Origin of the sequence: Novosphingobium malaysiense, assembly GCF_000802225.1 — a bacterium.
In the GTDB taxonomy this organism is placed as follows: domain Bacteria; phylum Pseudomonadota; class Alphaproteobacteria; order Sphingomonadales; family Sphingomonadaceae; genus Novosphingobium; species Novosphingobium malaysiense.
On record NZ_JTDI01000006.1, the window covers coordinates 228067 to 254507 of the forward strand.

The following is a 26441-nucleotide window of genomic DNA, read 5'->3' on the forward strand; positions in this document are numbered from 1 at the left end:
CCCGTCGCGGCGTGCGATCCAAGGTCGCCGCGGACGAGCGCCTCGAATCAATGGGCTGTGGACGATGGTTGGTTACGTTTCGCCTGGATCCAGTCGATCATGGGTTTGAACGGAAAGATGAATTGCTCCCAGATCGACAGGCGCTTGCGGTCATCCTGACCGACGATGGCGGATTCACCCTCGCGATATGTACCCAACAAGCGATCGATCAGGATCAGCGAGTTGCCATAGTTGCAGCGGGTGTCTTCGTACGTCACCGAGTGATGCAGGCTGTGGTGCCGGATCGTGGTGAAGAAGAACGAGTAGAACTTGGGCGGATCGGAGCGCACGTTTGCATGGGCGAAGCTGGATACCGCGCCGGTCACGTTGAACGCACAGAACACGGCCGCTGGCTGCAGGTCGAACAGCGAAACCACGCTAAGACTGATGAGGAACAGCTCGATCGGGTTGCCCACCGCCCCTTTCATCGCGTTCAACTGCGTGATGTGGTGGTGCGGCGCGTGGGTAAGCCAGAAGGGATGCCAGTCGTGCATCAACCGATGCATCCAGTACTGACCGAATTCATAGAGGAAGATCACCAGGGCGACCTGGGCAAGGAATGGCATGTTCATGGCCCATTCCGTGGTGATGCCCAGCGTTTCCTTGGCAGACAGCAGCGGCTGTTCGGCCAGCGTGTCCGTCACCCAGGAAATGACGGTATAGCCGAGGATCACGTAAAAGAAGTCCGTGGCGAATTCGCGCCAGTTCAGACGCCAGCCGGCGTGGCGCTCGAAAAACCACTCGAGCGCTTGCACGAATGCCGTCGTGAGCCCGCCCGCGACGATGATCGACCACGAATTGTCGATCCAGGACTTGGGACCGAAGGCCCAGAACAGGACGATCACCGCCACGGTTGCTGGCGGCAGCAGATCGACAAGAAGCTTCTTGGTGGCGCTCCATTCGCGGTCACCGGAATTGTCCGCCGGTTCGCGGTCCCCATAGGACAGGGCGTCACCGGAGGGCGCTTTCTCGTCGCCCGGTGGCGCAGAATAGGCCGGCAATCGATCCATCGAAAATCTCCAATATCGAGCCGCGAACGGCCCAATGCTCCAGATTTTCTCTCCCAGTCGAAGTCGCTCTGACAGGCGATGTGTGACACGGTATCGATATTACGCTTTGCGTCAAGCGTATTAATTGCGCACTGCCGCAAGGAATTGCCGCAGCGCACAAAAACGTCATAAAAACGCCGTTTTAGCAGCAACGCGTCGGATCATGCCGCCAACACCGCTCGTCCTGAAAGGCGGATGCGCACGCCCGATGGTGCACATTCGCCACAGGAAGCCTCGTTCGCGGCGATTCGACTGCAGCGGCTCTTCATCTACTGCAGGTGCTATCGCCACCGACGATCTCCGGCATCGGCAGAAGCGGATCGGCGAGGCTGCCTTGTTGCTAGCGCACCCGCCATAACAAGGGGCTTGTGCGTCGCAGCAGTGCGTCCCGCTCCCGCCTTTGACATAAATCGCCGGAAAATATGCAAAATCTGGAGCCAGCCCTTTACCGTAGGCTTTCCCGAAAATAGACCCGGGGTTTGCAGACCGGTCCGATCTGGAGCCAATGCCACGGTACTACAAATTGCATTATTGGTAATATCAGTGCATAGGGGTGTTGGCCTGAGGAACGTTTCCCAGAAAACTGCCCTGCCCTCGCGCGCGAGGATAAATGATCGATACCGCGTCAAAGATAACGTTTGAGAGGACAGCGGCATGAGCAACGAATCCAGCAGTCTTGCACGGCTCAGCATGAGTCTTCCCGCCGATCTGTTTCGGCAGCTGGACGTCATGGTCGAAGAACGCGGACTGCCGTCCCGGTCGCAACTGATTGCAGAACTGATCCGCCACGCGCTTGCAGAGCACGAAGCCCGAACGCGGCCAGAAGACATGCTCGCCGGTACGATCACCCTGGTCTATCGAGGCGACAGGGGCCGGGTGCGCCAGCAGTTGGCCGATAGTCAGGTCGAATACCTGAAGGAAGTGATCTCGTCCCAGCACGTCTTCCTCGAGGACGACCAGTCGCTCGAGGTTCTGCTGGTACAGGGTCCGGCCGTCCGCTTGACGGAACTTTGCGATGCATTGCGCAGCGTTCGCGGCGTGCAACAGCTCCAGCTCGTGACCACGACAGCCCTGCTGCCGCCGTTGCACGAGCAGGACAACCTGCGAAACGGGACGGCGACGGCTCGCAAACTTGAGGCAGACAAGGCTGGTAACGGCGCAAAAACCCGCACCGCACCTGCGAAGAAGGCGAGTGACGGGAAGCAGGGTGCTGCGCGAAAGGTCGCCGAGGTCGTCCCCCTCTAGACACCGCAGGTAAAGGCTGCGGGCGACGAACAAGCTCCCCCCCGTCTCACCTTCGCGCTGGTTTCGAAAAGACCGCGATGCCCCTGCCTCGTGCGCCTTGCTCGAGGAATGGTAGCTGCCGTGCATGGCCCGCGCGACGGCATGCCAGGCCCGCTACGCCTGCCGTGGGTATTACATTTATTCACCCGCGTAATATTTTTCGATGGACAAGCTAGGCGAATCACGCAATGCTGCACTGCGAAAGGGGACCCCGACATGATCGTATCGATCCGCAAGGCAGCCATGGTCGCAGTGATGGCTGGCGCACTTCTCGCAACCGCTTGCTCCAAGCCCTCCGGCGAGGAATCCGGCGAGCGCCAGGAATTCAATATCGGTTGGTCGATCTATGCCGGCTGGATGCCCTGGCCCTATGCGCAGCAAGCCGGGATCGTGAAGAAATGGGCCGACAAGTACGGGATCAAGATCAACATCGTCCAGGTCAACGACTACGTCGAATCGGTGAACCAGTTCACCGCCGGCAAGCTCGATGGCGTGACCGTGGCGAACATGGACGCCCTCACCATTCCCGCAGCGGGCGGCAAGGATACCAGCGCCATCATCGTCGGCGACTATTCGAACGGCAATGACGGGATTGTGCTGAAAGGCTCCGACAACCTCAAGGACATCAAGGGCAGGCAGGTCAACCTCGTGGAACTCTCGGTTTCCCACTACCTGCTGGCCCGCGGCCTGAATTCGGTCGGCATGACGCTGCGCGACGTGAACACCGTCAACACGGCGGATGCCGACATCGTCGGTGCCTTCGCCAGCCCGGACGTGAAAGCGGCCGTCGCCTGGAACCCGCAGCTTTCCGTGATGAAGGAACAGCCCAGCGCCCACGAGGTGTTCAGCTCCGCCGATATTCCAGGCGAAATCCTCGATCTGCTGGTGGTCGACACCGATACGCTCAAGGCCAATCCCAAGCTGGGCAAGGCACTGGCGGGGATCTGGTACGAAACGGTTGGCCTGATGCAGCGCAAGGACGAAACCGGAAAGGAAGCGCGCGCGGCCATGGCCAAGCTGGCGGGAGCGACGCCCGAGGCCTTCGACAACCAGTTGGCCACGACATACCTCTATGCCGATCCGAGCGCCGCAGTGGCGGCGACCGAAGCGCCGGCGCTGATCACCACCATGACCCGCGTGCGCGATTTCAGTTATTCGAAAGGCCTGTTCAACGGCGCCACCTCGGCAGACGCGATCGGCATGGCCTTTCCGGGAGGCAAGACGCTCGGCGACCCGCAGAACGTGACGCTGCGTTTCGACGAAAGCTTCATGAAGATGGCGGCCGACGGCAAGCTCTGATTGCCTCAAATCCCTAGCCAAGGTGATTGCCAATAATGCGTTGGGTTAATCGTCAAGTTCGGCGAAGCGATCGCCTTTTGCTCGGGTCGCTGCCGATCCTGCTGCTGGTGGTGGTCTATCTGGTCATGGCGGCAAGCCGCCATGCCGCCAACCCGGCGGACAAGATACTGCCGCTGCCCGGCACCATGGCACAGAGCATGTCCGCCCTCATGTTCGAGCCGGACAAGCTGTCGGGACAGCTGGTTTTCTGGGCCGATACGCTGGCAAGCCTGGAAAGACTGGGCATCGGCCTCGGGATCTCGACACTGATGGCGCTAATGGTGGGGCTTGCCCTGGGCATACTGCCCCCCGTTCGCGCGACCTTCGGACCGCTGGTGACCGGAATTGCCGTAATTCCGCCGATCGCCCTGCTGCCGATACTGTTCATTGCCCTCGGCCTGGGGGAAACCGCCAAGATCGCCCTCATCGTGGTGGGCATCGCGCCGGTCATGATCCGCGACATCGCCGCGCATGTCGAAGCCCTGCCGCGAGAACAGATCATCAAGGCCCAGACGCTGGGGGCCAGCAGTTGGCAGGTGATGATCCGCGTCGCATTGCCGCAAGCCATGCCGCGCCTCCTGCACGCCATGCGTCTCGCACTGGGGCCGGCCTGGGTGTTCCTGATCTCTGCCGAAGCGATCGCCTCGGACGTCGGCCTCGGATACCGCATCTTCCTCGTTCGCCGTTACCTGTCGATGGACGTGATCCTGCCCTACGTGGCCTGGATCGCCCTGCTCGCGATCATCATGGACTTCACGCTCACCTATCTCAGCCGGCGATTGTTCCCCTGGGCGCATGGAGCGGGCCATTGAGCGCGCTGCTCAGCCTCCGCGACGTCTGGGTCGAATACGGCGACAGGATCGTCATCGAAAAGCTCGACCTCGACATCGCAGCCCAGGCCTTCGTCTCGATCGTCGGCCCCTCCGGCGCGGGGAAGAGCAGCTTCCTGCGCCTCATCCTCGGCCAGGAAGCGCCGACGCGCGGGACCGTTCTGCTCGACGGAATCCCGCTGGTACCGGAATGCGGGCCCGATCGCGGCGTGGTGTTCCAGCGCTATTCGGTGTTCCCGCATCTCTCGGTCCTGCGAAACACCATGTTCGGCCTGGAATGCCCGAAGGCCCCGCTGTCAGGGCGCCTGTTCGGTTCGGCCCGCCGTGCCGCGCGGGACGAAGCCGTCGCCATGCTCGAAGCGGTCGGTCTGGGAGACAGTCTCGACCTCTACCCGGCCCAGATGTCCGGCGGCATGCAGCAGCGACTGGCGATCGCGCAGGCCCTGGTGCAGCGCCCCCGCATCCTGCTTCTCGACGAACCGTTCGGCGCCCTCGATCCCGGCATTCGCGCCGACATGCACGCGCTCATCACCCGCCTGTGGCGTGACTATTCGCTGACCATCATCATGGTGACGCACGATATCCGGGAAGCCTTCAGCCTCGGAACCCGTGTGCTGACGCTCGACAAGCGCCGCCACGACCCACACGCCCCTCACCGCTACGGCGCGACCGTCGTCTACGACCTTCCTCTTCGCAACCGCACCGACGAAGCCGATTGCGAATCCGATAGTATTACCATTGACGATATTGGTAATAATTGAGAGAGGATGCACATGAGCTCCGAATCTTCCAGCCTGGCCCGTCTCAGCATGAGCCTTCCGGCAGACCTCTTCAGACAGCTCGACACGATGGTGGCGGAGCGCGACCTGCCGTCCCGCTCGCAGCTGATCGCCGAACTGATCCGCCATGCCCTTGCCGAGCATGAATCGCTCACGCGTCCCGACGAGATGCTCGCCGGCACGATCACCCTGGTCTACCGCAGCGAGCGCGGCCGCGTGCGGCATCTCCTGTCGCAGACCCAGGCCAACTATCTCAAGGAAGTCATCTCCTCGCAGCATGTCTTCCTGGAGGACGACCAGTCGCTCGAGGTTCTGCTCGTCCAGGGCCCGGCCGTAAGGCTCAAGGAGCTTTGCGACGCCATTCGGCGCGTCCGCGGCGTGCAGCAACTGGAGCTCGTCACCACGACGTCCCTCATGCCGCCCCTGTACGAACAGGATGGCGGCACCCCTACCGATATCGGAGCCAGCGCATGACCGAGACCTTGGCGAACCCTCTTGCCGCACGCGATCACGCGCGGGGGATGGAAGGCACCGTGACCGAAAGCATGCCGGTGCTGCCCCCGGTCGCGGACGACCTGCCCACGGGCGTTTCCGCGCAGGACCTGCTTTGGGAGGAAACCATCGCAGCCGGCGGCTATGCCACGCGGCGGCTTTCGCGCGGCACGCGCCTGCGGCTGATCGACCTCAAGGGCGACGCCTGCGCCTCGCTGCTCGTTTTCAACGCGGAAATGCCCACCGAACGGCTCAACGTCGCCGACACCGTGAAAGTGCAATGGAACGCCTATCTCGGCGCGGGAAAGCTGCTGCTGTCGGACATGGGACGCGTTCTCCTGAGCATCCTGGAGGACGATGCAGGCACCCACGACTGCTTCAGCGGAACGTCCAATGCGGCGACCAATGCCGCCCGATACGGCAATGGCCGCAACAGCGGCCCCTACCCCAGCGGCCGCGACCGCTTCCTGCTCGGGGCCGGCAAGCACGGCCTGGGCCGGCGCGACGTGCATCCCTGCGTCAACCTGTTCAAGGGCACGCGGATCGAATCCGACGGCACCATCACGCCGCTGGTCGGACCGTTCGAACCGGGGCGCAGCGTGGTGCTGCGCGCGGAAATGGACGTGATCGTGGTGATCGCGAACTGCCCGCACGTGCTCGATCCGCGCGAAGAATGGTCGGTCACGCCGCTGCGCGCCACCGCTTGGCGCGGGCCGTTAACGCCCGAAGACGATCCGATCCGCACCGACACGCCCGAAGGCCTGCGCGCCTTCAAGAACGTCGAAGACTACTTCCGTCGCTGAAAGGACAGGCAGCAATGAACGCCGATCCCCATCTGGCCAATCTCCCCGGTGCCGTCGTTCACGACGAGATCGTGCCGGCACGAGCGCCCTGGTTGTATCACGTCCCCGCCGGCCGCACGCTCCGCATCGTCGATCTGGAAGGCAACCAGGCTGTCGACTTCCTTCTCTACGCGGCCGAGGACGACACCGAGCGCTACAGCGCGCAGGACACGGTCGCGGCGCAGGGCAACCTGTTCCTGCGCACCGGAACCGTGCTGCGTTCCAACGAGGGCCGGCCGATGATGACCATCACCGACACCTCCGTCGCCTATCACGACACCATCGGCGGCGCCTGTTCGTGCGAGTCCAACACCTTGCGCTACGGCCACCACACGAAGGCGCAACATGCCTGCGTCGAGAACTTCCTCGAGGCGAACCTGACCGAAGGGCGCGGCAAGCGCGACATCGTGTCGAACATCAACTTCTTCATGAACGTTCCGGTCGAGGAGGATGGCTCGCTGGGCATTGTCGACGGCATTTCGGCGCCCGGCCTCACGGTCGATCTGCGCGCGGAGATGGACGTGATCGTCGTCGTCTCCAACTGCCCGCAGATCAACAACCCGTGCAACGGGTTCAATCCGACCCCCGTGCGGATGATCGTGGCCGCATGAGCTTCGACACTGTCCTGATCGCGAACCGCGGCGCGATCGCCACCCGCATCATCCGCACGCTGCGGCAAATGGGCCTGCGGTCCGTCGCCGTCTATTCGGAAGCCGACGAAGGCTCCATGCACGTATCGCAGGCCGACGAGGCCGTGTGCATCGGCGGCGCTCGGGCCTCGGACAGCTACCTCAACATCGAGGCGATCATCGAGGCTGCGCGCAGGACGAACGCCGGCGCCATCCATCCCGGCTACGGCTTCCTGGCCGAGAACGTGGAATTCGCCGAGGCCTGCGAGGCAGCCGGAATCGCCTTCATCGGGCCGACCACGGACAACATCCGCACCTTCGGCCTCAAGCATAGCGCCCGGGCGCTGGCAGCGGCTCACGAGGTGCCGCTGGCGCCCGGGACCGAACTGCTCACCGACGAGGCCGAAGCCGTCCGCGCGGCCCGCGAGATCGGCTACCCGGTGATGCTGAAGGCGACCGCGGGCGGCGGCGGCATCGGCATGCGCGTGTGCGAGACCGAGGCCGACCTGCGCGAGGGATTTGCCAGCGTTGTCCGCCAGGGCATGAGCAATTTCGGCGATGCCGGCGTCTTCCTCGAACGCTTCGTCAGGCGCGCCCGCCACATCGAGGTGCAACTGTTCGGCGATGGCGACGGCCGGATCATGGCGCTCGGCGAGCGCGACTGTTCGCTGCAGCGGCGCAACCAGAAAGTGGTCGAGGAAGCCCCCGCCCCCTTGCTGCCCGAACACGTGCGCTCGGCGCTCATCGCGGCAGCCGTCAGGCTCGGCGAGGCTGCACGGTACCGTTCGGCCGGCACCGTCGAATTCCTCTACGACGCCGAACGAGAGCAGTTCTTCTTCCTCGAGATGAACACCCGGCTGCAGGTCGAGCATGGCGTGACCGAGGCGGTGATGGGCATCGATCTGGTCGAATGGATGGTGCGCGGGGCGGCGGGCGACTTCGGCTTCCTCAATGGCGACGCGCCGACGCCGCAGGGCCATTCGGTGCAGATGCGCCTCTACGCCGAGGACCCCTCGCTCGACTATCGTCCCACGTCCGGAATACTCACCAATGTAGAGTTCCCCGCCGACATCCGCATCGAGACATGGTGCGCGCCCGGCAGCGAGATCACCTCGTGGTACGATCCCATGCTGGCCAAGCTGATCGTCCATGCGCCCACCCGGGCCGAGGCGGTCCGCGCCGCGCAGGCGGCGCTCGACGAGAGCCGGGTCGATGGCATCGAAACCAACCTGAGGTGGCTGCGCGAAGTCACGCGATCGCCGGAATTCGTCAGCGGACAGGTTTCCACCCGTGTTCTCGACGCCATAACCTACGAGCCGCGCGGCGTCCGCGTCATTGCCGGAGGCACGGCGACCACAGTGCAGGACTGGCCGGGCCGCCAGAGATACTGGGCCGTGGGCGTGCCGCCATCGGGTCCGATGGACGACCAGTCGTTCCGCCTCGGCAACCGGCTGCTCGGGAACCCCGAGGGCACGGCAGGCCTGGAAGTCACCGTCACCGGACCGACGCTGGCCTTTACGGCACCGGCGCGGATCTGCCTGATGGGCGCGGATTTCGGAGCGACGCTCGACGGCGAACCCGCTGCACGCGGGGTCCCGATCAATGTGGAGGCCGGACAGACGCTGGCCATGGGGCGGGCCACGGGCGGCGGCATGCGCGGCTATGTGCTGTTCGCCGGCGGGCTCGACATTGCGCCCTACCTGGGCAGCTGCAGCACGTTCGAACTCGGCCAGTTCGGCGGCCACGCCGCGCGCCGCCTGCTGGCGGGCGACACCCTGCATCTTGGAGATCAGCCGACCGAAGCGGTGCTTTCTGGCACCGAATTGCCCGAAATCGGGAACGAGTGGACATTGCGGGTTCTCTATGGTCCGCACGGCGCACCCGACTTCTTCACGGAAGAGGATATCGAGACGATCGTCTCCGCCGAATGGCAGGTGCACTACAACAGCAACCGCACCGGCGTGCGCCTCATCGGCCCCAAGCCGCACTGGGCCCGCACCGACGGCGGCGAGGCCGGATTGCATCCCTCGAACATCCACGACAACGCCTATGCCATCGGCGCGGTCGACTTCACCGGCGACATGCCGATCATCCTCGGGCCCGATGGCCCTTCCCTCGGCGGTTTCGTCTGTCCTTTCGTGGTCATCGCCGCCGACCGCTGGAAGATCGGCCAGCTCGCCCCCGGCGACAAGCTGCGCTTCGCACCGGTCGACATCGACGATGCGGCCACGGCGGACATGTCGCAGCGCGATCTGGTCGCGACCGGCCGGCCCTCCGCCCCCCTGCCCCCCCGCGACGTGACGATACTGTCGCCCATTCTCTCGGAGATCGCGGAAGGACCGAGCCGCCCGAGAACCGTCTATCGCCAGCAGGGCGACCGCAACATCCTCGTCGAGTACGGCCCGATCGTGCTCGACGTCGAACTGCGCATCCGCGTGCATGCCCTGATGACGGAACTGGAGCGGCTGGCGCTGCCGGGCATCATCGATATCGTCCCGGGCATCCGTTCGCTGCAGGTCCACTTCGATGGCGACGTCATGGATCAGCGCGCGGCGCTGGCGGCCCTGATCGATGCCGAGGAACGGCTGGGTGACCTGGAGGATTTCTCCATCCCCTCGCGCATCGTCCATCTCCCCTTGAGCTGGCGCGACCCGGCCACGATCGAGACGATCCAGAAGTACATGGGGGCCGTACGCGCCGATGCACCCTGGTGCCCGGACAACATCGAATTCATCCGCCGCATCAACGGCCTTCCCGACGCCGACGCCGTCGAGAACCTGATCTTCGATGCCAACTATCTCGTGTTCGGCCTGGGCGACGTCTACCTGGGCGCGCCGGTCGCGACGCCGGTCGACCCGCGGCACCGGCTGGTCACCACCAAGTACAACCCGGCCAGGACCTGGACCCCACCCAATGTCGTGGGGATCGGCGGCGCCTACATGTGCATCTACGGCATGGAAGGCCCCGGCGGCTACCAGCTGTTCGGCCGGACCATCCAGGTCTGGAACACCTATCGCCAGACCGAGGCCTTCACGGAGGGCAAACCCTGGCTGCTGCGTTTCTTCGACCAGATCCGGTTCTATCCGGTGAGCGCCGAGGATCTGACCGACTGGCGCCGCGAGTTTCCGAACGGCCGCCGCTCGATCCGGATCGAGCCTTCCGAATTCCGGCTTGCCGACTATCGGGCCTTCCTGGCCGAGAACGCGGATTCGATTGCCGCGTTCGAGGCACGGCGCCAGGCCGCCTTCGACGAGGAGCGCGCCGAATGGCAGCGCCGCGGTGAATTCGATCGCATCACGGAACCGGAGACCGCCGACGAAGCGCAGGCCATCGCCATCGACATCCCGGACGGGGCCCACGTCGTCGAGGCGCCTTACGGCGGAATCGTCTCGAAGCTGCTCGTCGCCCCAGGCGACGAGATCAAGGCCGGCGACCGGATCGCCGTGATCGAGGCGATGAAGATGGAATCGTCGGTCGAAAGCCCGGGCGAGGGCACGGTCGCAGCACTTTACATGCAGGAAGGAAAATCATTGCAACCCGGGGCACCGATGCTGGCACTGACGAGGCGCGCATGATGACGCTCGACCGTCGCAGCGCGACCGAGATCGCATCCGCCGTCAACGCAGGACGGACCAGTGCCGTCGCTGTGGCCGAGGAGACTCTCGCACGCGCCCTGGCCTACGACGCCATCCAGCCGCAAATCTGGATCAGCCGGGCAACGCAGGAGGAATTCCTGGCTGCGGCCGGCGCCGTCGATGCGCGTATCGCCGCCGGCGAGACCCTGCCGCTGGCCGGCGTCCCCTTCGCCGCGAAGGACAACATCGACGTCGCAGGCTTCGAAACCACTGCGGCCTGTCCCGACTTCGCTTACCGGCCCGAAGCCTCGGCCGGGGTGATCGAGCGCCTGACCGCTGCCGGAGCCCTCTGTCTCGGAAAGACCAACCTCGACCAGTTCGCGACCGGCCTCAACGGCTCGCGCAGCCCCTATGGCATTCCCCGCAACGCCTACAACCTGGCCTACGTCAGCGGCGGGTCCAGTTCGGGATCGTCGGTTGCCGTGGCGGCGGGCCTCGTGCCGTTCGCCCTGGGAACCGACACGGCGGGATCGGGCCGCGTCCCGGCCGCCTTCAATCACCTGATCGGATTGAAGCCCAGCAAGGGCCGCTGGAGCACGCGCGGCCTCGTGCCCGCGTGCAGGACCCTGGACTGCATTACCGTGTTTACCGACGACACGGCGGACGCCCGGTTGGTGGACGCCGTGATCGCGGGCTTCGACCCGGACGATCCCTTCTCCAAGGCGCTGGCCGACCGGCCGCTGACGCCGAAGACCATTGGGGTACCGCGCCGCGATCAGCGGGCCTTCTTCGGCGATATCGAATCCGAATACCTCTACGACCGGGCGCTGGAAAAGCTCGCTCGACTGGGCGAGATCGTCGAGATCGACTACGCCCCCCTGCAGGAAGCGGCCCTGCTGCTCTACGGCGGGCCCTGGGTGGCGGAACGCACGGCCGCCATGGCGGAAATCCTTTCCGACAACCCGGACGCAGTGGACCCGACCGTTCGCGAGGTCGTCGAAAAGGGTATCCCGATGACCGCCGTCGACCTGTTCAACGGCATCTATCGTCTTGCCGAACTCAAGCGCTATGCGGACACGCTGTGGACCGGGATCGACATGATGGCGTTCCCGACCACCGGGACGACGTACCGGGTTGCGGAAATGCTCGCGGCGCCGGTCGCGCTCAACAGCAACCTCGGCGCCTACACCAATTTCGTGAACCTGCTCGACATGTCGGCGCTTGCCGTGCCTGCCGGGATTCGCGCCAATGCCACAGGCTTCGGCATAACCCTCATCGGCCCGGCCGATGCCGACCGCGCCCTGCTGGATGCGGCCGATGCCTATCTTTCGCTTGCCGATCTTCCATCTCCGCCGCCGCTCGACCTGGAGGGAAAAATGCAGACCGTGAAACTCGCCGTCGTCGGCGCGCACCTGAAGGACATGCCCCTCCACTGGCAGCTCACTTCGCGCGACGCGAAGTTCGTGGGAGCCTTCGAGACGGCACCCAGCTACCGGCTCTATGCCATGGCCGACAGTGTCCCCCCCAAGCCGGCGCTCGTCTACAGCGAGGACGGCGCCGGGATTCCCGTGGAGGTCTATGAACTGGGCGTCGCCGAGTTCGGAAGCTTCGTGGCCGAAGTCCCCCCTCCCCTCGCGATCGGCACCGTGACGCTTGCCGACGGAACCAGCGTGAAGGGCTTCGTTTCCGAACCGCGCGCCACTGAAGGCGCGCAGGACATCACCGACCTGGGCGGATGGCGCGCCTACATCGCGCAGCTCGCCTAAGCCTTTCGCCGGACCCGGCAGCAGCAAGACCGAAGAGGGAAAAGATGAATAAGCTCAAGCTCATGTCGCTTACCGCCACGGCCGGCCTTGCCGCTCTCTCCCAGCCCGCCTTTGCAGAAGGCGAGGAAGTCATCACCGTACCCGGTTTTGCGGATTTCCTCGCTGTCGACGGCGACACCGTCTGGACCACCAACAAGGGCCGCGTCGAAGTCTGGTCGCGGTACGGCAAGTTGGGCGAAGTCGCGCTGGCGCGTCCCTGCGGCACCATGGCCATTTCGCACGGCTCGCTCTGGGTAGCCGAATGCACCGAAGGCACGCTCAACCGGATCAATATCCGCACTTCGGAGCTCGTCACCACGATCGCCACCGGAATTGCCAACCCCAAGGGCGAGCTCAATGTCGTGGCCGGCGCCGGCTCGGTCTGGGTGGCTAGCGACAACCAGGGCGTGGTTTCGCGTATCGATCCCGAAAGCAACGAAGTCATCGCCACCGTGAAGGTCGATCCCGGCACGTGGTACCTGGCGTATGGATACGGCTCCGTCTGGGCCGTGAGCGCCGAAAAGCAGACGCTGCAGCGCATCGATCCTGAAACCGACACCGTCGTCGGCAAGACACCGCTGGGCACCGAGCCCGGCTTTCTCGTCGCCGGAGCCGGCGCGGTCTGGGTGCAGGAGCAGGGCGACGGCACGGTCGCCCGGATCGACTACGAGAGCGGCGAAGTCACCGACCGCATCAAGGTTGGTGACAACCTGAAATGGGGCGATATCGATACCGGTGGCGGCAAGGTCTGGCTGCGCACAACCGATGATCAGGTGTTCGTGGTGATTGACAGCGAGACCCTCCAGATTGACGCGCGCATGGGCAAAGCCTCGGGAAGCGGAGCCCTGCGCTACACCCGTGACGGCGTTTGGACCACGGAACATGACCTGCACACCCTGACCTGGTGGCCAAAGTCCATGCTGGCGGAAAAGACGGAAGACTAGCTATCGCGAAGCCCGCGGGCTTCCATCGCTGGCGCTCCCGCAGACGATCGCCGCGCCATGGGGCGCGGAAAACAAGCGCTTGCCCTCCTTGCGAATGGCAGCGCCGGCCGCGGCGCCATTCGATCCGAGGCATTTCCTATCCGAGTCCAATGCCCTACGATGCCCGCAAGCGGCATTGTCGCCCCGGACGGCGCGTATCCCGGACCGGGAAAACGAGGAGAACATGCATGTTCATCGCCATGAACCGCTTTCAGGTCTTGCGAGGTGAGGAAGAGGCTTTCGAGACGGTCTGGAAAAGCCGCGAGAGCCATCTGGATGAAGTGCCCGGCTTTATCGAGTTTCACCTGCTTCGCGGGCCCGAGGCAGAAGACCACACGTTGTTTGCATCGCATACCGTCTGGCGTTCGAAGTCCGATTTCGAGGCCTGGACCACTTCGGATGCCTTCCGCAAGGCGCATGCAGGCGCCGGCGGCCACAAGCCGTTATACCTCGGCCCGCCGAAGTTCGAGGGCTTCGAGGTCATCCAGACCGTCGGCGCGGCGCATTCCGGCGGCTGATCCCGGCTCTGGCAGGACAGCAACCGATCGAATCCGCATGAACGAGACGAGTGCGACCTTGTTCGATCGCATCGGTGGGGCGCCCACCGTCGATTGCCTCGTGGAAACGTTCTATGCCCAGATGGACAGCCTGCCCGAAGCCCGCTCCATCCGCGACATGCACGCTGCCGATCTCACAGCAGTGAAGCGCGTGCTCAAGCGCTATCTCACGGAATGGCTGGGCGGCCCGAAGCTCTATTCGAGCGAGCGCGGCCATCCCCGCCTGAGGCGGCGGCACTTGCCATTCCCGATCGGGAATGCCGCCCGCGATGCCTGGATGCAGTGCATGGACGCCGCCCTCGTCGAAGCCGTGACAGACGAAGCTGCGCGGCAGGACATCCGCACGGCGCTCGCCAAATTGGCCGACTGGATGCGCAACCGGGAGGACAACGCGGACGTTCAGCTTTGACGCACGTATCTGAACGCGCTTACGATCTGCCCACCTACCCGGACCAGCCCCCCCCTTTCGCGCTACCCGTCAGGCCACGGGCCGCTCGCGGCCCGACATGGTGTTTCCGAGCAGGCTCTTGCGAAACTCCGACCTGATCAACCACGGCTCGAGTATGCGCCCGACCACGTACAGGAAGCTGAAGAAACCCGCGAAAACGAATGCCGGGGTCCGTGATTCCTCGAGCAGCCAGGCGATTCCCGAAAAGAAGAACGGCAAGGCGAAACAGAACAGCAGCGTGTTGCTGTTCAGGTCGTAAAGGAGAGTGGAGCTTGCGCCCTCGTCGGCAACCCTCAGCGTGCCGCGATTGAAGCTTGCCATCTTGTCCTGCGAGAGGGGATCCTTCTTGTTGAAGGTCAGCGTATCGCCATCGATCTCATAGGTCGTTCCTGCAGCCTGGAACAGGTGGTCGAGCTTTCCGAATGCTGTTGCCGGAGACTGTGGCGGATCGAGTGCCAGCGATCCGCGAACACGCCAGATCCGTTCGATGTAAGGCAAGTTCACTCAAATTTTCTCCAGAAGAGCCTCACAAAAAGGCGCGAAGGTCCATCTCGCCCCGACCGGGCCGGGGCGAGAGAGAAAGATCGAGCATCGCACAGGGCGTCGCTTATTCGGCCGGCACGGCGACCGGCTGCAGACGCCGCTGGATGAATGCCTTGGTCGACTTGTAGCCCTCGGTGAAGGGATAGGTCATCTGCTCGCGGATCGACATCCGACGCCCGCCTTCCATCCCGAGCAGCTCGGCCTCGCCGTCGACGCAGGTGCCGAACATGCGGTCGATGATGATGTAGGTGCCCGAATAGTTGCTGCGGGTGGCTTCATAGTCCTGCGAGTGGTGCAGACTGTGATGCTCGGTCGTGTTGAACAGGAACCGCCACCAGCGCGGCGTATTGAAACGCACGTTGATGTGCTGGTAGGTTCCGACCGCCAGACCGATGGAGCCGGCAAGCAAAGCGGCCCGCGGCAGGAAGTCGAAGAACCCGCCGATGCCGAGCCCGATCAGGAAGAGCTCCACCGGATTGCCCACGGCGCCCTTGTTGATGTTCAGCTGGGTTATGTAGTGGTGGACCGAATGGGTCAGCCAGAGCGGATACCAGTTATGCATTCCGCGATGCATCCAGTACTGGCCGAAATCGAACATGAACGAGATCGCGAAGGCCTGCACCAGCAGCGGCATGCCCGTAAACCAGGTCAGCTTCTCCCAATCGCCCAGCTGTCGCACGGCCTCGGCGATGGCGTCGCTGCCGATATGCTTGCCGGCATATTTGACCAGAGTGTAGCTGATGCCGACGTAGAAAAGGTCGGTGACGAGTTCCTTCCAGGTCAGCCGCCAGCTGGAGTGACGCGGATTCACCCATTCGAGGCCCAGCAGGAAGATCTTGAACCCGACACCGATACCGATTGCCGTCGAAGCCTTGGCTATCGAATCGGGGGCGTACATCCAGAACGCGATCAGAGCGAACAGCACGGCAGGCTGGAAATAGGTGAAGAACATTCGCTTCACCGGGCCGCCTTCCACCTTGGGAAGGTTTTCCCACCCGATGGTGACCGGTGCGTCAGCGCCAATCACCCGTTTCCCTACCCGCACTCCATTCATATTCCCTGCCCTCGTAATACCCAGCTACCTACCTCAGTAATACTTAATGAGAACATAGTAATACCATATATCCCGCCTGTCTACGCTTACGTGTGTGCAAGCGCACAAAACCTGCGAAGCCCTTGAATTCCAGCCAATCTTGTCACCTGCAGTCGGGCTCAGGGGCAGCCGGATGCTGCATGGGGCGCGACTTCGTAGCGGGCGCAGCCAATATGCGCCAGGCGTCCGCCTCGCTCGATGAGCGGCGCAAAGCGCCCCCACCTTCGCAATGCTCCGACGTCGGGCCGACCCAATCGTTCGTGAAGCAACTCGACTTGCGCGTGGATATTTTGTCTACAGCGCAAGAACGGGAGGATGAGGCGATGGGGCAGTACGACCACCTGATCGGAGAGGAACTGGTCAGCGGCACATGGAGCTGGGAATCGGATCGCGCCCTGCTCTACGCCGTTGGCGTCGGCGCCGGGCTCGACGACGCGCAGAAGGAGCTGCACTTCACGACCGAAAACACGCCCGGCCAACCACAGCAAGTGATCCCAACCTTCGCCACCCTCATGGGGCTCAAAAGCGATTGGGTCGAGCGGCTGGGCTGGGTCAGCGAGGGCCTTAGCCCGGTGGGGATGGTCCATGGCGAGCAGGCGGTGACGCTGGCGCGCCCTCTGCCTGTCCGTGGCAGCGCCCGGCTGTCGACAGTCCTGCGGGGCGTCTACGACAAGGGCTCGGGCGCGCTCGTCGTCAAGGAAACACGGCTTTCGCTTGCCGACACCGGCGAGTACCTCGGCTCCACGTTCATGCGCTTGTTCGCGCAGGGCAAGGGCGGATTCGGCGGGCCGCGTGCACCGGAGGGCGAGGTCCCTTGGGTTCATCCCGAGCGCGAGCCGGACGCGATCGTCTCGCTTCCGGTCGGTATCAACCAGTCGCTGATCTATCGGCTGTCGGGCGACCGCCATCCGCATGGGACCCAGGTTGGCCGTGCGCGACAGGATGGCTTCGAACGCCCCATCTTCTATGGTCTGGGTACGTTCGGTGTCGCATGCCGCGCGCTGCTGCGCGGCCTGTGCGATGGCGACGCAGCACAGTTCGGTCACATGGAAGGACGCTTTTCGAAGCCGGTCTTCCCCGGCGACCGGCTCGACACCCTCATCTGGCGTACGATCGACGGCGCGCTTTACCAGGTGCTTGCCAATGGCGAACGGATCGTTCTGGATCGCGGACGCTTTCGCTATCTGAAAACCTGACCGCGCGGCCTTCGCTGCTGACCCCAGCGCCGCAACGGTAAGCTTCGGTGTCCCTTCACCGTTCTGTCACGTGGCCAAGCTGTCAAAAACTTCCGAGTACAAACATACGCTTCCGTATCTACTGTTGCACTTAACCGTAATTTCTAAATGATGGGGCAGCGGAGCCAATGCCCTTCGGGTCGCCAGCCTCAATTTTTTGGGGTCCCGAAAGGCAGCCGTCGGTGGCGAGCCCTGATAAGCTTGGGCCTGTCATCGACGGCATCTCCGGTCGTCGATGCCGGTGGCGCAGATTAGCGGGCTGCATGTCCGTGATGGCGGCGATGTCGGCACGTCCGAAAGGACCGTCAGGAAGACGTCGTCGCGCAGCGTCGAGAGTTTTTTGCCAGTGAAGTTGGAATATGCCGAACAAGGGGACGAAAGCTTCCTCGATGCGGCGCCGAACGCGCGGCTCATCGCTTCGTCCGGGCGCTGTTTGGCGAACCTGCACGGGGCGGCGGCCAAAGGTTGAATTCGCGCCGTCCTCACATATCTTTTCTGCCATTCTTGCAATCAATTCGCAATAGCTATAAGCGCGCATCCTCGCAATAGGAGGATTCATGCGGTTCAGTCACATTCTTGCGTTTTCGGTTTCGGCCTTGGGCTTTGCAAAGCCGGCGGTTGCACAGGACATGGCGGAGAGCAGGCCAGGCCAGGAGGCCCCGGGAACGCGTGCATCCGATATCGTGGTGACGGCTGCCCGCACGCAACTGCCGGCGAGTGCGCTTCCCCTCACGATCGACGTGATCAATTCGCAGATGCTCGATCGCCAACTGGTGATTTCCGGTTCGACTGTAGACGCCGTATCGGCGCTTCTGCCCTCCTTCTCGCCCACCCGCGAAAAGCTGAGCGGCGCCGGTGAAAGCTTGCGCGGGCGCGCTCCGCTCTACGCCATCGACGGCATCCCCCAGTCCACACCCGTGCGCGACGGTTCGCGCGATGGCTACACGATCGATCCCTTCTTTATCGACCGGGTCGAGGTGATCTACGGCTCAAACGCCTTGCAGGGCATCGGTGGCACCGGGGGAGTCGTCAACCAGGTCACCGTGCCGGCACCGGAGAACGACGGCCTGAGAATCAGGACATTGCTGCAGGGCACTGCTGCGGATGGTTTCGACGGCGAGGCGCTGGGAGGCAAGCTCGCAGCGCTTGCGGGCTGGCGGTCAGGTGCATTCGATGCATCGGTTGGCGGCGCATTCCAGCGACGCGGGGCATTCGTGGATGGAAAGGGCAATCGCATAGGCGTCGATGGCACCCAGGGCGAGATCCAGGATAGCGACAGCTGGTCCGTCTTCGGGCGGATTGGTTACCAACTTACCGAAGATACGCGCCTAGAGCTGATTGCAAATCACTTCGAGCTCGAAGGCAACAACCATTATGTTCTGGTCCCCGGCGATCGTGCCGCAGGCATCCCGGCATCGAGCACCAGGGGCACCACGCAGGGCAATCCGCCATCCAACCGCGCCGACATGGTGTCGCTTGCGCTTCGCGACAGCGATCTTGCCGGCGGGTCCTTCACGTTGCAGGGCTTTTACAACCAGACGCGCGACACATTTGGCGGGGGCACGTTCGCGACGTTTCAGGATCCTATGATCGACCCGACGGGCCAGCTGTTCGACCAGTCGGCCAACAAGTCGCGCAAGCTGGGAGGAAAAGTCAGCTACGAACGGCCTGTCCCCGGGTTCGAAGACCTTGTCGTCACCATCGGTTTCGACGCCCTGCTCGACAAGACCCGACAGTATCTGGTGCAGACCGGGCGTGACTGGGTTCCTGAGACCGAGTTTCGCAGCTTCGCACCGTTCGCGCAGGCGAATCTGGCATTGTTCGATGGCCTCCTCCGCCTGGCGGGCGGGCTGCGCCATGAAGACGTGAAGCTCAAGGTCGGCGACTACGAGACCCTTGCCTCATACGGCGCAACCGACAGGGCGGACGTCTCTACATACCAGCCCGTGTTCGTTGCCGGCGGGAGCCCTTCATTCAGCGATACGCTGTTCAATGGCGGCGTCATCCTCGAACCGATCGATGGTATCAGGGCCTACGGCAGCTATGCCGAGGGATACACGATCGCCGACGTGGGACGCATACTTCGTGGAATCACGGAGCAAGGCGTCGACATCGACGATTTCCTGTCGCTGGAACCTGTGATTTCGAACAACAAGGAACTGGGCGTCGAAGTGGAACGCGGCCCCCTGAAGGCCAGCGCGAGCTATTTCTGGTCCTCCAGCAAGCTCGGTTCTCGCCTTGTCCTGAACCCGGACGGTATTTTCGAAGTCGTGCGCGCGCCCGTCGAGATCGAGGGTCTGGAACTGAGCCTCGCGACGCGAACTCCGGTTCCCGGACTCGATCTGTCGATCGGCTTCAGCCACCTCACCGGCCGCACGGACGATGACGGGGACGGCATCCTCGAAGCGGACCTCGATGGCGCCAACATCTCCCCCGACCGGGTCAATCTTGCCGCGGATTTCGAGAGTGGCCGCTTCAGCGCCCGCACGCAGGCCCGCTTCTACCTAAAGCGCGCCTTCGATGGCCAGCCTGCCGAAGCCAGCTTCTCCGGTTACACGGTGCTGGACGTCTATCTGGGCTACCGGACCGACTTCGGCCTCGTATCGCTCGGGATTCAGAATGCGCTCGACGAATACTACCTGACTTACGATAGCGACACCGTGCGCACATTCGACGACAATCGCTATTTTGCCGGACGGGGACGAACCCTCACCTTGTCACTGCAAAGCGAGTTCTAATGCGACTTCTGACCACATTGCATCGATGGCTTGGTGCAACGATGGGACTGATCCTGATAGTCACGGGCCTGTCAGGATCGGCCCTGGTCTGGGAGAGTTGGTGGATCGGCGTGCCGGGTGCAAGGGCGCCTGTCACGGGCTCCGTCGCTTCCCTGGCGAGGTCAGTCGATATCGCCCGTGACCATCACCCCGGCCTGACCCGCATAACCTTCGCAAGCGAAGATATCGGGCTCCATCAGGCCGCCTATCTCGATGGGAGCGGCGCCTATATCGATCAGTCCGGAAATATTGCGGCAAGCTGGTCCAGCATCTGGCAGCGGCCGGAACTGTGGCTCTTCGACCTGCACCATTATCTTTTTGCAGGCAGGTTCGGAGAGATCCTGGTAGGGACCGCAGGCCTGATCTGCATCTTCTTCGTCGTTTCCGGCATTATCCTCTGGTGGCGTACCCGCAGGACATTCTCTTTTCGGCTTTGGCCAAGGCGGCTCACGCGCAGTGCGATCGTTCGCCAGCACCGCGATATGGGCCTTCTGCTGGCCCCGCTCCTTCTCCTCGCGACGATTACCGGCGCCGCCATGATCTTTCCTCAGCTCTCGCGGGCCATTACCGCGCCTTGGCCAGATCGCATGGCGCACCCGCAGTCTTCGCCACGACGCATTGCGCACGACGATTGGGCGGCGCTGCTGACCGAGGCAAGACGCACGTTCCCTCAAGCGGAAATACGACGGCTGCAATACAGTGCAGGCAACGGCGCAGCAGCGACCCTTCGCCTGCGCCAACCCTTCGAATGGACGCCGAACGGGCGCACCTACTTGAAAGTCGACAGGTCGGGCACTGTGAAAATCGAGGCCCCCGATGGTTCCCTCGACAAGCAGGCGATTAGCGAAAAATTCTACCCCATCCACGCTGCGAAGGTCGGGGGATGGGTTTGGAAGGCGGTAGTTACGTGCGCCGGATTAGGCCTCGTCATGCTGGGCGCGCTTGCCACTTTCAGTTTCTGGCTTCGCGCGCCAACCAGAACGATTTGACGGCAGGATGCCCTCCCGAGCCTGAGCGAGCGAAGGCTCGGGACTGGTGCTGAACGCCAAGCCCCGCGCCCTGCCCACCTGATCGGCGCAATTTCGGCCAGACAATTCGGCCAGACAAAAAGCCTTCAATCCCAGCTGATCACGCCATCTGCCGACTGCCAACTTGCAGGCCTGATCATCTTGTCGTGGGCGATACGCACGGATCGTATTTCCGCTTCGATCTCGCGCCGCCAATGCTCGAGAAAGTCGAACAGGACCGGAAAGTCCGGCGCGGCATCGTACTCCTGCCAGGCGAACACCTGCAGCAGCGAGGGATGATCGGGCATGAAGTAACAGATCTCCGCTGTCGTCAGCCCGTATCCTGCGAGTTGAACGAGGAGTGCGCGATCGGTCATTGCACGCTCGCAGCGCCTCCCTGCTGGATCCTGCGGGGTTGCAAGGCCATGGATCCGTGGGTCGATGCGACCGGACAGGGGATTTCATCCGGCTTGCAGGCGGCGGCCCCTTCATGGCGCGCCTCTCGCTCGACGTTCCAGGACGCTAGAAGCGCTTGCCTCACTTCGGGTTCTGGCACGGGATGGTGTGGGATCTCGAAAGGATGAAGGTAGCGAGAGAAAGACTGCGACATCGTTTCGTCCTCCTTTCTGGCGCGTCGCTTTTCGCTCACAGCAGCTTTTGCCGAGCTTCTATATTTGTCACGCTCAAGGCCTCCGTCAATAACCCAGACAGGACCGCCTGGCACTTGGGAAGAAAGAGTGCCAAAAAATTTTCACAGGCCTCTTGAAGCCGCTTTGCCCTCTCCTAATTTTCACATCGCTCACTGCACCTAGCGTGCGGACAGGGCACCTGAATCAAAGCATTTTTTGTCATTGGAGGTTGTGCCATGCATTTCCGTCCCTTGCACGATCGTGTGCTGGTTCGCCGTATCGAAGCGGAAGAGAAAACCGCTGGCGGCATCATCATTCCCGACACTGCCAAGGAAAAGCCAAGCGAAGGCGAAGTCATCGCTGTCGGCCCCGGTAAACGCGACGAGTCTGGCAAGCTTGCCGAACCGGGCGTGAAGGCCGGCGACCGCATCCTCTTCGGGAAGTGGTCCGGCACCGACGTGCGGATCGAGGGCGAGGACCTGCTCATCATGAAGGAGAGCGATATCCTCGGCGTGATCGAAGCCACCGCCGAACTCAAGAAGGCGGCATAACATCAACCCAGTCTTCAACTCGTCTGAAGGTACAGAAAGGAACAGACCAAGATGGCTGCGAAGGAAGTCAAGTTTGCGTCGGACGCGCGTGATCGGATGCTGCGCGGCGTGGATACGCTTGCGAATGCGGTCAAGGTAACTCTCGGCCCCAAGGGCCGTAACGTGGTGATCGAAAGGAGCTTCGGTGCTCCACGCATCACCAAGGACGGCGTTACCGTCGCCAAGGAAATCGAACTCAAGGACAAGTTCGAGAACATGGGCGCCCAGATGCTGCGCGAAGTCGCCAGCAAGCAGAACGACAAGGCCGGTGACGGCACAACCACGGCCACCGTTCTGGCCCAGGCGATCGTCCGCGAAGGCGCCAAGGCGGTAGCTGCCGGCATGAACCCGATGGACCTCAAGCGCGGCATCGACCTTGCCGTCGACGCCGTGGTGAAGGATCTTGAGGGTCACTCCAGGAAGGTGTCGGCCAACAGCGAGATCGCGCAGGTCGCGACCATCTCGGCCAATGGCGATGAAGAGGTCGGCCGCATTCTTGCCGAGGCGATGGAAAAGGTCGGCAACGAGGGCGTGATCACCGTCGAGGAAGCCAAGAGCCTCGCAACCGAACTCGAGACCGTCGAAGGCATGCAGTTCGATCGCGGCTATCTGTCGCCCTATTTCGTGACGAACGCCGAAAAGCTGAAGGTGGAACTGGACGATCCCTACATCCTCATTCACGAAAAGAAGCTGTCGAACCTTCAGGCGCTGCTGCCGGTCCTCGAACAGGTCGTGCAGTCCGGCAAACCGCTGCTGATCATCGCGGAAGAGGTGGAAGGCGAAGCGCTGGCCACGCTGGTGGTCAACAAGCTGCGCGGCGGCCTCAAGGTGGCGGCCGTCAAGGCGCCCGGCTTTGGCGATCGCCGCAAGGCCATGCTCGAGGACATTGCCATCCTCACTGCCGGCAACGTCGTCAGCGAGGACCTTGGGACCAAGCTCGAGAACGTCACGCTGGGTATGCTCGGTCGGGCAAAGAAGGTCATCATCGACAAGGACAACACGACTGTCGTGGATGGTGCGGGCAACCGGGCCGATATCGATGCGCGCGTCAACCAGATCCGTGCCCAGATCGAAACCACGACCAGCGACTATGATCGCGAGAAGCTGCAGGAACGTGTTGCCAAGCTGGCAGGCGGGGTTGCCGTCATCCGCGTGGGCGGCGCCACCGAGATCGAGGTCAAGGAACGCAAGGATCGCGTCGATGACGCGCTTCACGCCACCCGCGCTGCAGTTGAGGAGGGCATCCTGCCGGGCGGCGGCATCGCGCTCCTACGCTCGCTCAAGGCGCTCGAAGGCCTCAAGGCGGCAAACGACGACCAGCAGTCCGGCATCGACATCGTCCGCCGCGCGCTACGGGCACCGGCACGGCAGATCGCAGACAATGCTGGCGAGGACGGCGCCTTCATCGTCGGCAAGCTGCTGGAAAGCGAGGACTACAACTGGGGCTTCAATGCCGCGAACAGCACGTATGAGGACCTGGTGAAGGCGGGCGTCATCGACCCGGCCAAGGTGGTGCGCACTGCGCTGCAGGATGCCGCGTCGGTCGCATCGCTGCTGATCACGACCGAAGCGATCGTCGCTGACCTGCCGAAGGAGGACAAGGCCGCGCCCATGCCGGCAATGGACTTCTGAAGCCGGACAACGGTTCTTGGCAGCCGAGCAGGCGCGTCCCATCGGACGCGCCTGCTTTTTTTCGTGCCTTTGAAAATTGTTTTGTCGATCTGTGACATTGCCGGGGCACGGTCCGCGATATCTGCTGGCGATCACCAAGTCGCAGCGCGCCCGGTTTCTGCAATCGGGAAAGCTCCTGTACGGCTGATCGGGCCTGACCGGTGTTGCAGAAGCATCGGCAAGCGGTTGGTCCAATCTCCGAAACGGTTCGCCGCCTTGGTGAATAGCTGAGAAACTATCCTCCCGTCGGCCTGTTCGGAAAGAGTACTTGCAGTGAACTGAGCGGCGCGCCTCCGGCCCCGTTGCCACCCGTTACATATGAAACGGGCTGCCGGGCGCAAATGCCGTTTGAGATCGCTGAGCAGCCCCCGTTTGCGGGCTCCGGACATCACGCGAAGGGAGACCCCCATGAGTAATTCCACCAGAAACCGACTGGAGGCGACGGCTGGAATTGCCGTCGCCCTGGGCGCCGCTGCGATCGGCGCAGTCGCTGCGAAACTGCAGGAAGGCCGCTCCAGCGACGATGCGCCCGGACGCACGGCGCGGCGCAGTTTCGGCAAGCACGCCGTTACGGGACGCACGGTAACCATCCGCAAGCCGCGGGCCGAGCTTTTCGCGTTCTGGCGGGATTTCACCAACCTGCCGGCTATCATGGAAAACGTCGAGAAGATCGCCATCAAGGATGCAGCCAAGGGCCTGGCCGTATGGACGATAAAGGCACCTGCCGGAAGGACGGTGGAGGTTGAAACGACCATCGTTCGCGAGGACGAAGGCCAGCTTATCGCCTGGCGATCGGTCGAAGGCTCGCAGATCGAAACCGAAGGCCGGGTGACGTTCGAAAACGCGCCCGGCAATCGCGGAACCCGCGTCACTCTCATAATCGCCTACAAGCCACCCGCCGGCGATCTGGGGCGGGCCGCAGCCAAGCTGTTCCTGCGCGAGCCGGCGGTCCAGGCCCGGCACGACCTCAAACGCTTCAAGGCGTTCATGGAAACCGGGGAAATCACAACATCGGCGCGCCGCCGCGAGGGCACGCGCGCTGCCAAGCAGATGGAGGCAGCCTGATGCGAGCGCTTACATGGCACGGTTCAAAGGACGTGCGCGTCGAGACAGTGGACGACCCCGAAATCGTCAATCCGCGCGACGCGATCATCAAGGTCACCTCGACCGCGATCTGCGGATCCGACCTGCACCTTTACGATGGGGTCATACCCGGCGTGAAATCGGGCGACGTGCTCGGCCATGAATTCATGGGCGAAGTCGTCGAGACGGGTGCCGGCAGTTCGCTGCGCAAGGGACAACGCGTGGTCGTGCCTTTCACGATCAGTTGCGGCGGCTGCTTCCACTGCGCGATCGAGCAGTATTCATGCTGCGAGAATTCCAACCCCGCCGAAAAGCAGGACATGTCGGCAACGCTCTATGGCCACCCAATGGCCGGGCTGTTCGGCTATTCGCACCTCACCGGCGGCTATTCCGGCGGGCAGGCCGAATATGTGCGCGTGCCCTATTCCGATGTGGGCCCGATCGGTGTCCCCGATCATCTGGACGACGAAAAGGTTCTTTTCCTCTCCGACATTCTGCCGACCGGATGGATGGGTGCGGAAAATGCCGATATCGGGCCGGACGACACCGTCGCGGTCTGGGGCTGCGGCCCTGTAGGCTTGTTTGCGGTTCAGTCCGCCATCGTGATGGGCGCCGCGAAAGTGATCGCGATCGATCACTATCCCCACCGGCTAGAACTCGCCCGGAAGATGGGCGCGGAGATCATCAACTTCCGCGAAACCAATGTGCGCGAAGCGCTGATGGAGATGTCCGGTGGGATCGGCGTCGATGCGGTGATCGATGCCGTCGGCATGGAAGCGCACGGTTTCGCCGTGGACAACATGCTCGATGTGGTGAAGCAGAAGGTCGGCGTTGGCGCGGACCGGGCCAGCGCGCTGAAGCAGGCCCTGCTGGCAGTCCGCTCCGGCGGACGCGTCTCGATCCCCGGGGTCTATGGCGGCATGACCGACAAGTTCCCGCTCGGCGCGCTGATGGAAAAGGGCCTGCAGGTCCGGACCGGCCAGACTCACGTCCAGAAGTACACCAAGCCGCTGCTCGAGAAGATCGAGGATGGGACGCTCGATACGACCTTCCTCATCTCTCATCGTCTGCCGCTGGAAGATGCGGCCAACGGGTACCGGAACTTCAAGGAGCAGCAGGACACCTGGACCAAGGTGGTCCTCAAGCCCGGAATGGAACACTGA

Annotated in this window: 23 protein-coding genes and 1 pseudogene; 20 read left to right on the forward strand and 4 right to left on the reverse strand. The window is 63.2% G+C overall.

The window, feature by feature from the left end; translation table 11 throughout:
• Nucleotides 1-47: 47 nt before the first annotated feature.
• Nucleotides 48-1049 carry a sterol desaturase family protein gene (locus LK12_RS18710; protein WP_082010642.1) on the reverse strand — a complete coding sequence of 334 codons (1002 nt, stop codon included), beginning with the start codon at nt 1047-1049 and terminating at the stop codon, nt 48-50.
• A gap of 693 nt (nt 1050-1742) precedes the next feature.
• Here LK12_RS18710 and LK12_RS18715 point away from each other — a divergent pair.
• The 12 genes and pseudogenes from LK12_RS18715 to LK12_RS18770 all read left to right on the forward strand — a co-directional run.
• Nucleotides 1743-2186, forward strand: a pseudogene (locus LK12_RS18715) (CopG family ribbon-helix-helix protein); the annotation flags it as partial.
• A gap of 402 nt (nt 2187-2588) precedes the next feature.
• Nucleotides 2589-3671, forward strand: a complete 1083-nt coding sequence (locus LK12_RS18720) for a putative urea ABC transporter substrate-binding protein (protein WP_039287472.1) — start codon at nt 2589-2591, stop codon at nt 3669-3671.
• 35 nt (nt 3672-3706) lie between these two features.
• Nucleotides 3707-4522 (forward strand): ABC transporter permease, encoded by an 816-nt coding sequence (locus tag LK12_RS18725; protein ID WP_039287474.1) that lies wholly within the window; start codon nt 3707-3709, stop codon nt 4520-4522.
• Nucleotides 4519-5301: an ABC transporter ATP-binding protein gene (locus LK12_RS18730; protein ID WP_039287477.1), complete on the forward strand. Its 783-nt coding sequence runs from the start codon at nt 4519-4521 to the stop codon at nt 5299-5301. Before LK12_RS18725 ends, LK12_RS18730 begins: the two co-directional genes overlap by 4 nt.
• Nucleotides 5302-5313: 12 nt before the next feature.
• Nucleotides 5314-5793, forward strand: coding sequence for a CopG family ribbon-helix-helix protein (locus LK12_RS18735; RefSeq protein WP_039287479.1), 480 nt, complete (start codon nt 5314-5316; stop codon nt 5791-5793).
• Complete coding sequence (locus LK12_RS18740) at nt 5790-6614, forward strand: urea amidolyase associated protein UAAP1 (protein WP_039287482.1); 825 nt, start codon at nt 5790-5792, stop codon at nt 6612-6614. The genes LK12_RS18735 and LK12_RS18740 overlap by 4 nt, the downstream gene beginning before the upstream one ends.
• A gap of 14 nt (nt 6615-6628) precedes the next feature.
• A complete protein-coding gene (locus LK12_RS18745; protein ID WP_039287483.1) occupies nt 6629-7264 on the forward strand; it encodes an urea amidolyase associated protein UAAP2 in 636 nt (211 codons plus the stop codon).
• On the forward strand, nt 7261-10857 hold the full coding sequence (uca, locus tag LK12_RS18750) for an urea carboxylase (protein ID WP_039287486.1): 3597 nt from the start codon (nt 7261-7263) through the stop codon (nt 10855-10857). Before LK12_RS18745 ends, uca begins: the two co-directional genes overlap by 4 nt.
• Nucleotides 10854-12623 carry an allophanate hydrolase gene (gene atzF, locus LK12_RS18755; protein WP_039287488.1) on the forward strand — a complete coding sequence of 590 codons (1770 nt, stop codon included), beginning with the start codon at nt 10854-10856 and terminating at the stop codon, nt 12621-12623. The genes uca and atzF overlap by 4 nt, the downstream gene beginning before the upstream one ends.
• Nucleotides 12624-12667: 44 nt before the next feature.
• Nucleotides 12668-13606 carry a Vgb family protein gene (locus LK12_RS18760; protein ID WP_039287490.1) on the forward strand — a complete coding sequence of 313 codons (939 nt, stop codon included), beginning with the start codon at nt 12668-12670 and terminating at the stop codon, nt 13604-13606.
• 227 nt (nt 13607-13833) lie between these two features.
• The gene (locus LK12_RS18765; protein WP_039287492.1) at nt 13834-14163 is read left to right on the forward strand and encodes an antibiotic biosynthesis monooxygenase family protein; all 330 of its coding nucleotides are present in this window, start codon (nt 13834-13836) and stop codon (nt 14161-14163) included.
• A gap of 37 nt (nt 14164-14200) precedes the next feature.
• A complete protein-coding gene (locus LK12_RS18770) occupies nt 14201-14611 on the forward strand; it encodes a group II truncated hemoglobin (RefSeq protein WP_039287501.1) in 411 nt (136 codons plus the stop codon).
• Nucleotides 14612-14680: 69 nt separating this feature from the next.
• Here the strand turns inward: LK12_RS18770 and LK12_RS18775 are convergent, their stop codons facing one another.
• Together LK12_RS18775 and LK12_RS18780 are read right to left on the reverse strand one after the other, a co-directional pair.
• A complete protein-coding gene (locus LK12_RS18775) occupies nt 14681-15154 on the reverse strand; it encodes a hypothetical protein (RefSeq protein WP_052223606.1) in 474 nt (157 codons plus the stop codon).
• 103 nt (nt 15155-15257) lie between these two features.
• Nucleotides 15258-16247 (reverse strand): sterol desaturase family protein, encoded by a 990-nt coding sequence (locus tag LK12_RS18780; RefSeq protein ID WP_039287503.1) that lies wholly within the window; start codon nt 16245-16247, stop codon nt 15258-15260.
• A 179-nt stretch (nt 16248-16426) separates the two neighbouring features.
• Here LK12_RS18780 and LK12_RS18785 point away from each other — a divergent pair, with 179 nt between their 5' ends.
• From LK12_RS18785 to LK12_RS18800, 4 genes are all read left to right on the forward strand, one after another.
• Nucleotides 16427-17482 (forward strand): MaoC/PaaZ C-terminal domain-containing protein, encoded by a 1056-nt coding sequence (locus tag LK12_RS18785; RefSeq protein WP_082010644.1) that lies wholly within the window; start codon nt 16427-16429, stop codon nt 17480-17482.
• Between the two features lie 274 nt (nt 17483-17756).
• Nucleotides 17757-17990: a hypothetical protein gene (locus LK12_RS18790; RefSeq protein WP_039287505.1), complete on the forward strand. Its 234-nt coding sequence runs from the start codon at nt 17757-17759 to the stop codon at nt 17988-17990.
• Between the two features lie 88 nt (nt 17991-18078).
• Nucleotides 18079-20259: a TonB-dependent receptor gene (locus tag LK12_RS18795; protein ID WP_039287507.1), complete on the forward strand. Its 2181-nt coding sequence runs from the start codon at nt 18079-18081 to the stop codon at nt 20257-20259.
• Complete coding sequence (locus LK12_RS18800) at nt 20259-21287, forward strand: PepSY-associated TM helix domain-containing protein (protein ID WP_039287509.1); 1029 nt, start codon at nt 20259-20261, stop codon at nt 21285-21287. The genes LK12_RS18795 and LK12_RS18800 overlap by 1 nt, the downstream gene beginning before the upstream one ends.
• Before the next feature lie 125 nt (nt 21288-21412).
• Here the strand turns inward: LK12_RS18800 and LK12_RS18805 are convergent, their stop codons facing one another.
• Nucleotides 21413-21682 (reverse strand): usg protein, encoded by a 270-nt coding sequence (locus LK12_RS18805; protein ID WP_039287512.1) that lies wholly within the window; start codon nt 21680-21682, stop codon nt 21413-21415.
• 488 nt (nt 21683-22170) lie between these two features.
• On the opposite strand from LK12_RS18805, the gene LK12_RS18810 reads away from it, so the two are divergent.
• The 4 genes from LK12_RS18810 (at nt 22171) to LK12_RS18825 (ending at nt 26441) form a co-directional block, all read left to right on the forward strand.
• Complete coding sequence (locus LK12_RS18810; RefSeq protein WP_039287515.1) at nt 22171-22485, forward strand: co-chaperone GroES; 315 nt, start codon at nt 22171-22173, stop codon at nt 22483-22485.
• A gap of 51 nt (nt 22486-22536) precedes the next feature.
• Complete coding sequence (gene groL, locus LK12_RS18815) at nt 22537-24156, forward strand: chaperonin GroEL (protein ID WP_039287517.1); 1620 nt, start codon at nt 22537-22539, stop codon at nt 24154-24156.
• A 447-nt stretch (nt 24157-24603) separates the two neighbouring features.
• Nucleotides 24604-25260: an SRPBCC family protein gene (locus LK12_RS18820; protein WP_039287519.1), complete on the forward strand. Its 657-nt coding sequence runs from the start codon at nt 24604-24606 to the stop codon at nt 25258-25260.
• Nucleotides 25260-26441 carry a zinc-dependent alcohol dehydrogenase gene (locus LK12_RS18825; protein ID WP_039287521.1) on the forward strand — a complete coding sequence of 394 codons (1182 nt, stop codon included), beginning with the start codon at nt 25260-25262 and terminating at the stop codon, nt 26439-26441. The genes LK12_RS18820 and LK12_RS18825 overlap by 1 nt, the downstream gene beginning before the upstream one ends.

What these genes read in the sequence shown, in the direction of transcription:
- LK12_RS18710 (WP_082010642.1), bottom strand. Translation starts at nt 1,049, where the DNA reads ATGGATCGATTGCCGGCCTATTCTGCGCCACCGGGCGACGAGAAAGCG.
- LK12_RS18720 (WP_039287472.1), top strand. Translation starts at nt 2,589, where the DNA reads ATGATCGTATCGATCCGCAAGGCAGCCATGGTCGCAGTGATGGCTGGC.
- LK12_RS18725 (WP_039287474.1), top strand. Translation starts at nt 3,707, where the DNA reads ATGCGTTGGGTTAATCGTCAAGTTCGGCGAAGCGATCGCCTTTTGCTC.
- LK12_RS18735 (WP_039287479.1), top strand. Translation starts at nt 5,314, where the DNA reads ATGAGCTCCGAATCTTCCAGCCTGGCCCGTCTCAGCATGAGCCTTCCG.
- LK12_RS18740 (WP_039287482.1), top strand. Translation starts at nt 5,790, where the DNA reads ATGACCGAGACCTTGGCGAACCCTCTTGCCGCACGCGATCACGCGCGG.
- LK12_RS18745 (WP_039287483.1), top strand. Translation starts at nt 6,629, where the DNA reads ATGAACGCCGATCCCCATCTGGCCAATCTCCCCGGTGCCGTCGTTCAC.
- uca (WP_039287486.1), top strand. Translation starts at nt 7,261, where the DNA reads ATGAGCTTCGACACTGTCCTGATCGCGAACCGCGGCGCGATCGCCACC.
- atzF (WP_039287488.1), top strand. Translation starts at nt 10,854, where the DNA reads ATGATGACGCTCGACCGTCGCAGCGCGACCGAGATCGCATCCGCCGTC.
- LK12_RS18760 (WP_039287490.1), top strand. Translation starts at nt 12,668, where the DNA reads ATGAATAAGCTCAAGCTCATGTCGCTTACCGCCACGGCCGGCCTTGCC.
- LK12_RS18765 (WP_039287492.1), top strand. Translation starts at nt 13,834, where the DNA reads ATGTTCATCGCCATGAACCGCTTTCAGGTCTTGCGAGGTGAGGAAGAG.
- LK12_RS18770 (WP_039287501.1), top strand. Translation starts at nt 14,201, where the DNA reads ATGAACGAGACGAGTGCGACCTTGTTCGATCGCATCGGTGGGGCGCCC.
- LK12_RS18780 (WP_039287503.1), bottom strand. Translation starts at nt 16,247, where the DNA reads ATGAATGGAGTGCGGGTAGGGAAACGGGTGATTGGCGCTGACGCACCG.
- LK12_RS18785 (WP_082010644.1), top strand. Translation starts at nt 16,427, where the DNA reads ATGGGGCGCGACTTCGTAGCGGGCGCAGCCAATATGCGCCAGGCGTCC.
- LK12_RS18790 (WP_039287505.1), top strand. Translation starts at nt 17,757, where the DNA reads ATGCCGGTGGCGCAGATTAGCGGGCTGCATGTCCGTGATGGCGGCGAT.
- LK12_RS18795 (WP_039287507.1), top strand. Translation starts at nt 18,079, where the DNA reads ATGCGGTTCAGTCACATTCTTGCGTTTTCGGTTTCGGCCTTGGGCTTT.
- LK12_RS18800 (WP_039287509.1), top strand. Translation starts at nt 20,259, where the DNA reads ATGCGACTTCTGACCACATTGCATCGATGGCTTGGTGCAACGATGGGA.
- LK12_RS18805 (WP_039287512.1), bottom strand. Translation starts at nt 21,682, where the DNA reads ATGACCGATCGCGCACTCCTCGTTCAACTCGCAGGATACGGGCTGACG.
- LK12_RS18810 (WP_039287515.1), top strand. Translation starts at nt 22,171, where the DNA reads ATGCATTTCCGTCCCTTGCACGATCGTGTGCTGGTTCGCCGTATCGAA.
- groL (WP_039287517.1), top strand. Translation starts at nt 22,537, where the DNA reads ATGGCTGCGAAGGAAGTCAAGTTTGCGTCGGACGCGCGTGATCGGATG.
- LK12_RS18820 (WP_039287519.1), top strand. Translation starts at nt 24,604, where the DNA reads ATGAGTAATTCCACCAGAAACCGACTGGAGGCGACGGCTGGAATTGCC.
- LK12_RS18825 (WP_039287521.1), top strand. Translation starts at nt 25,260, where the DNA reads ATGCGAGCGCTTACATGGCACGGTTCAAAGGACGTGCGCGTCGAGACA.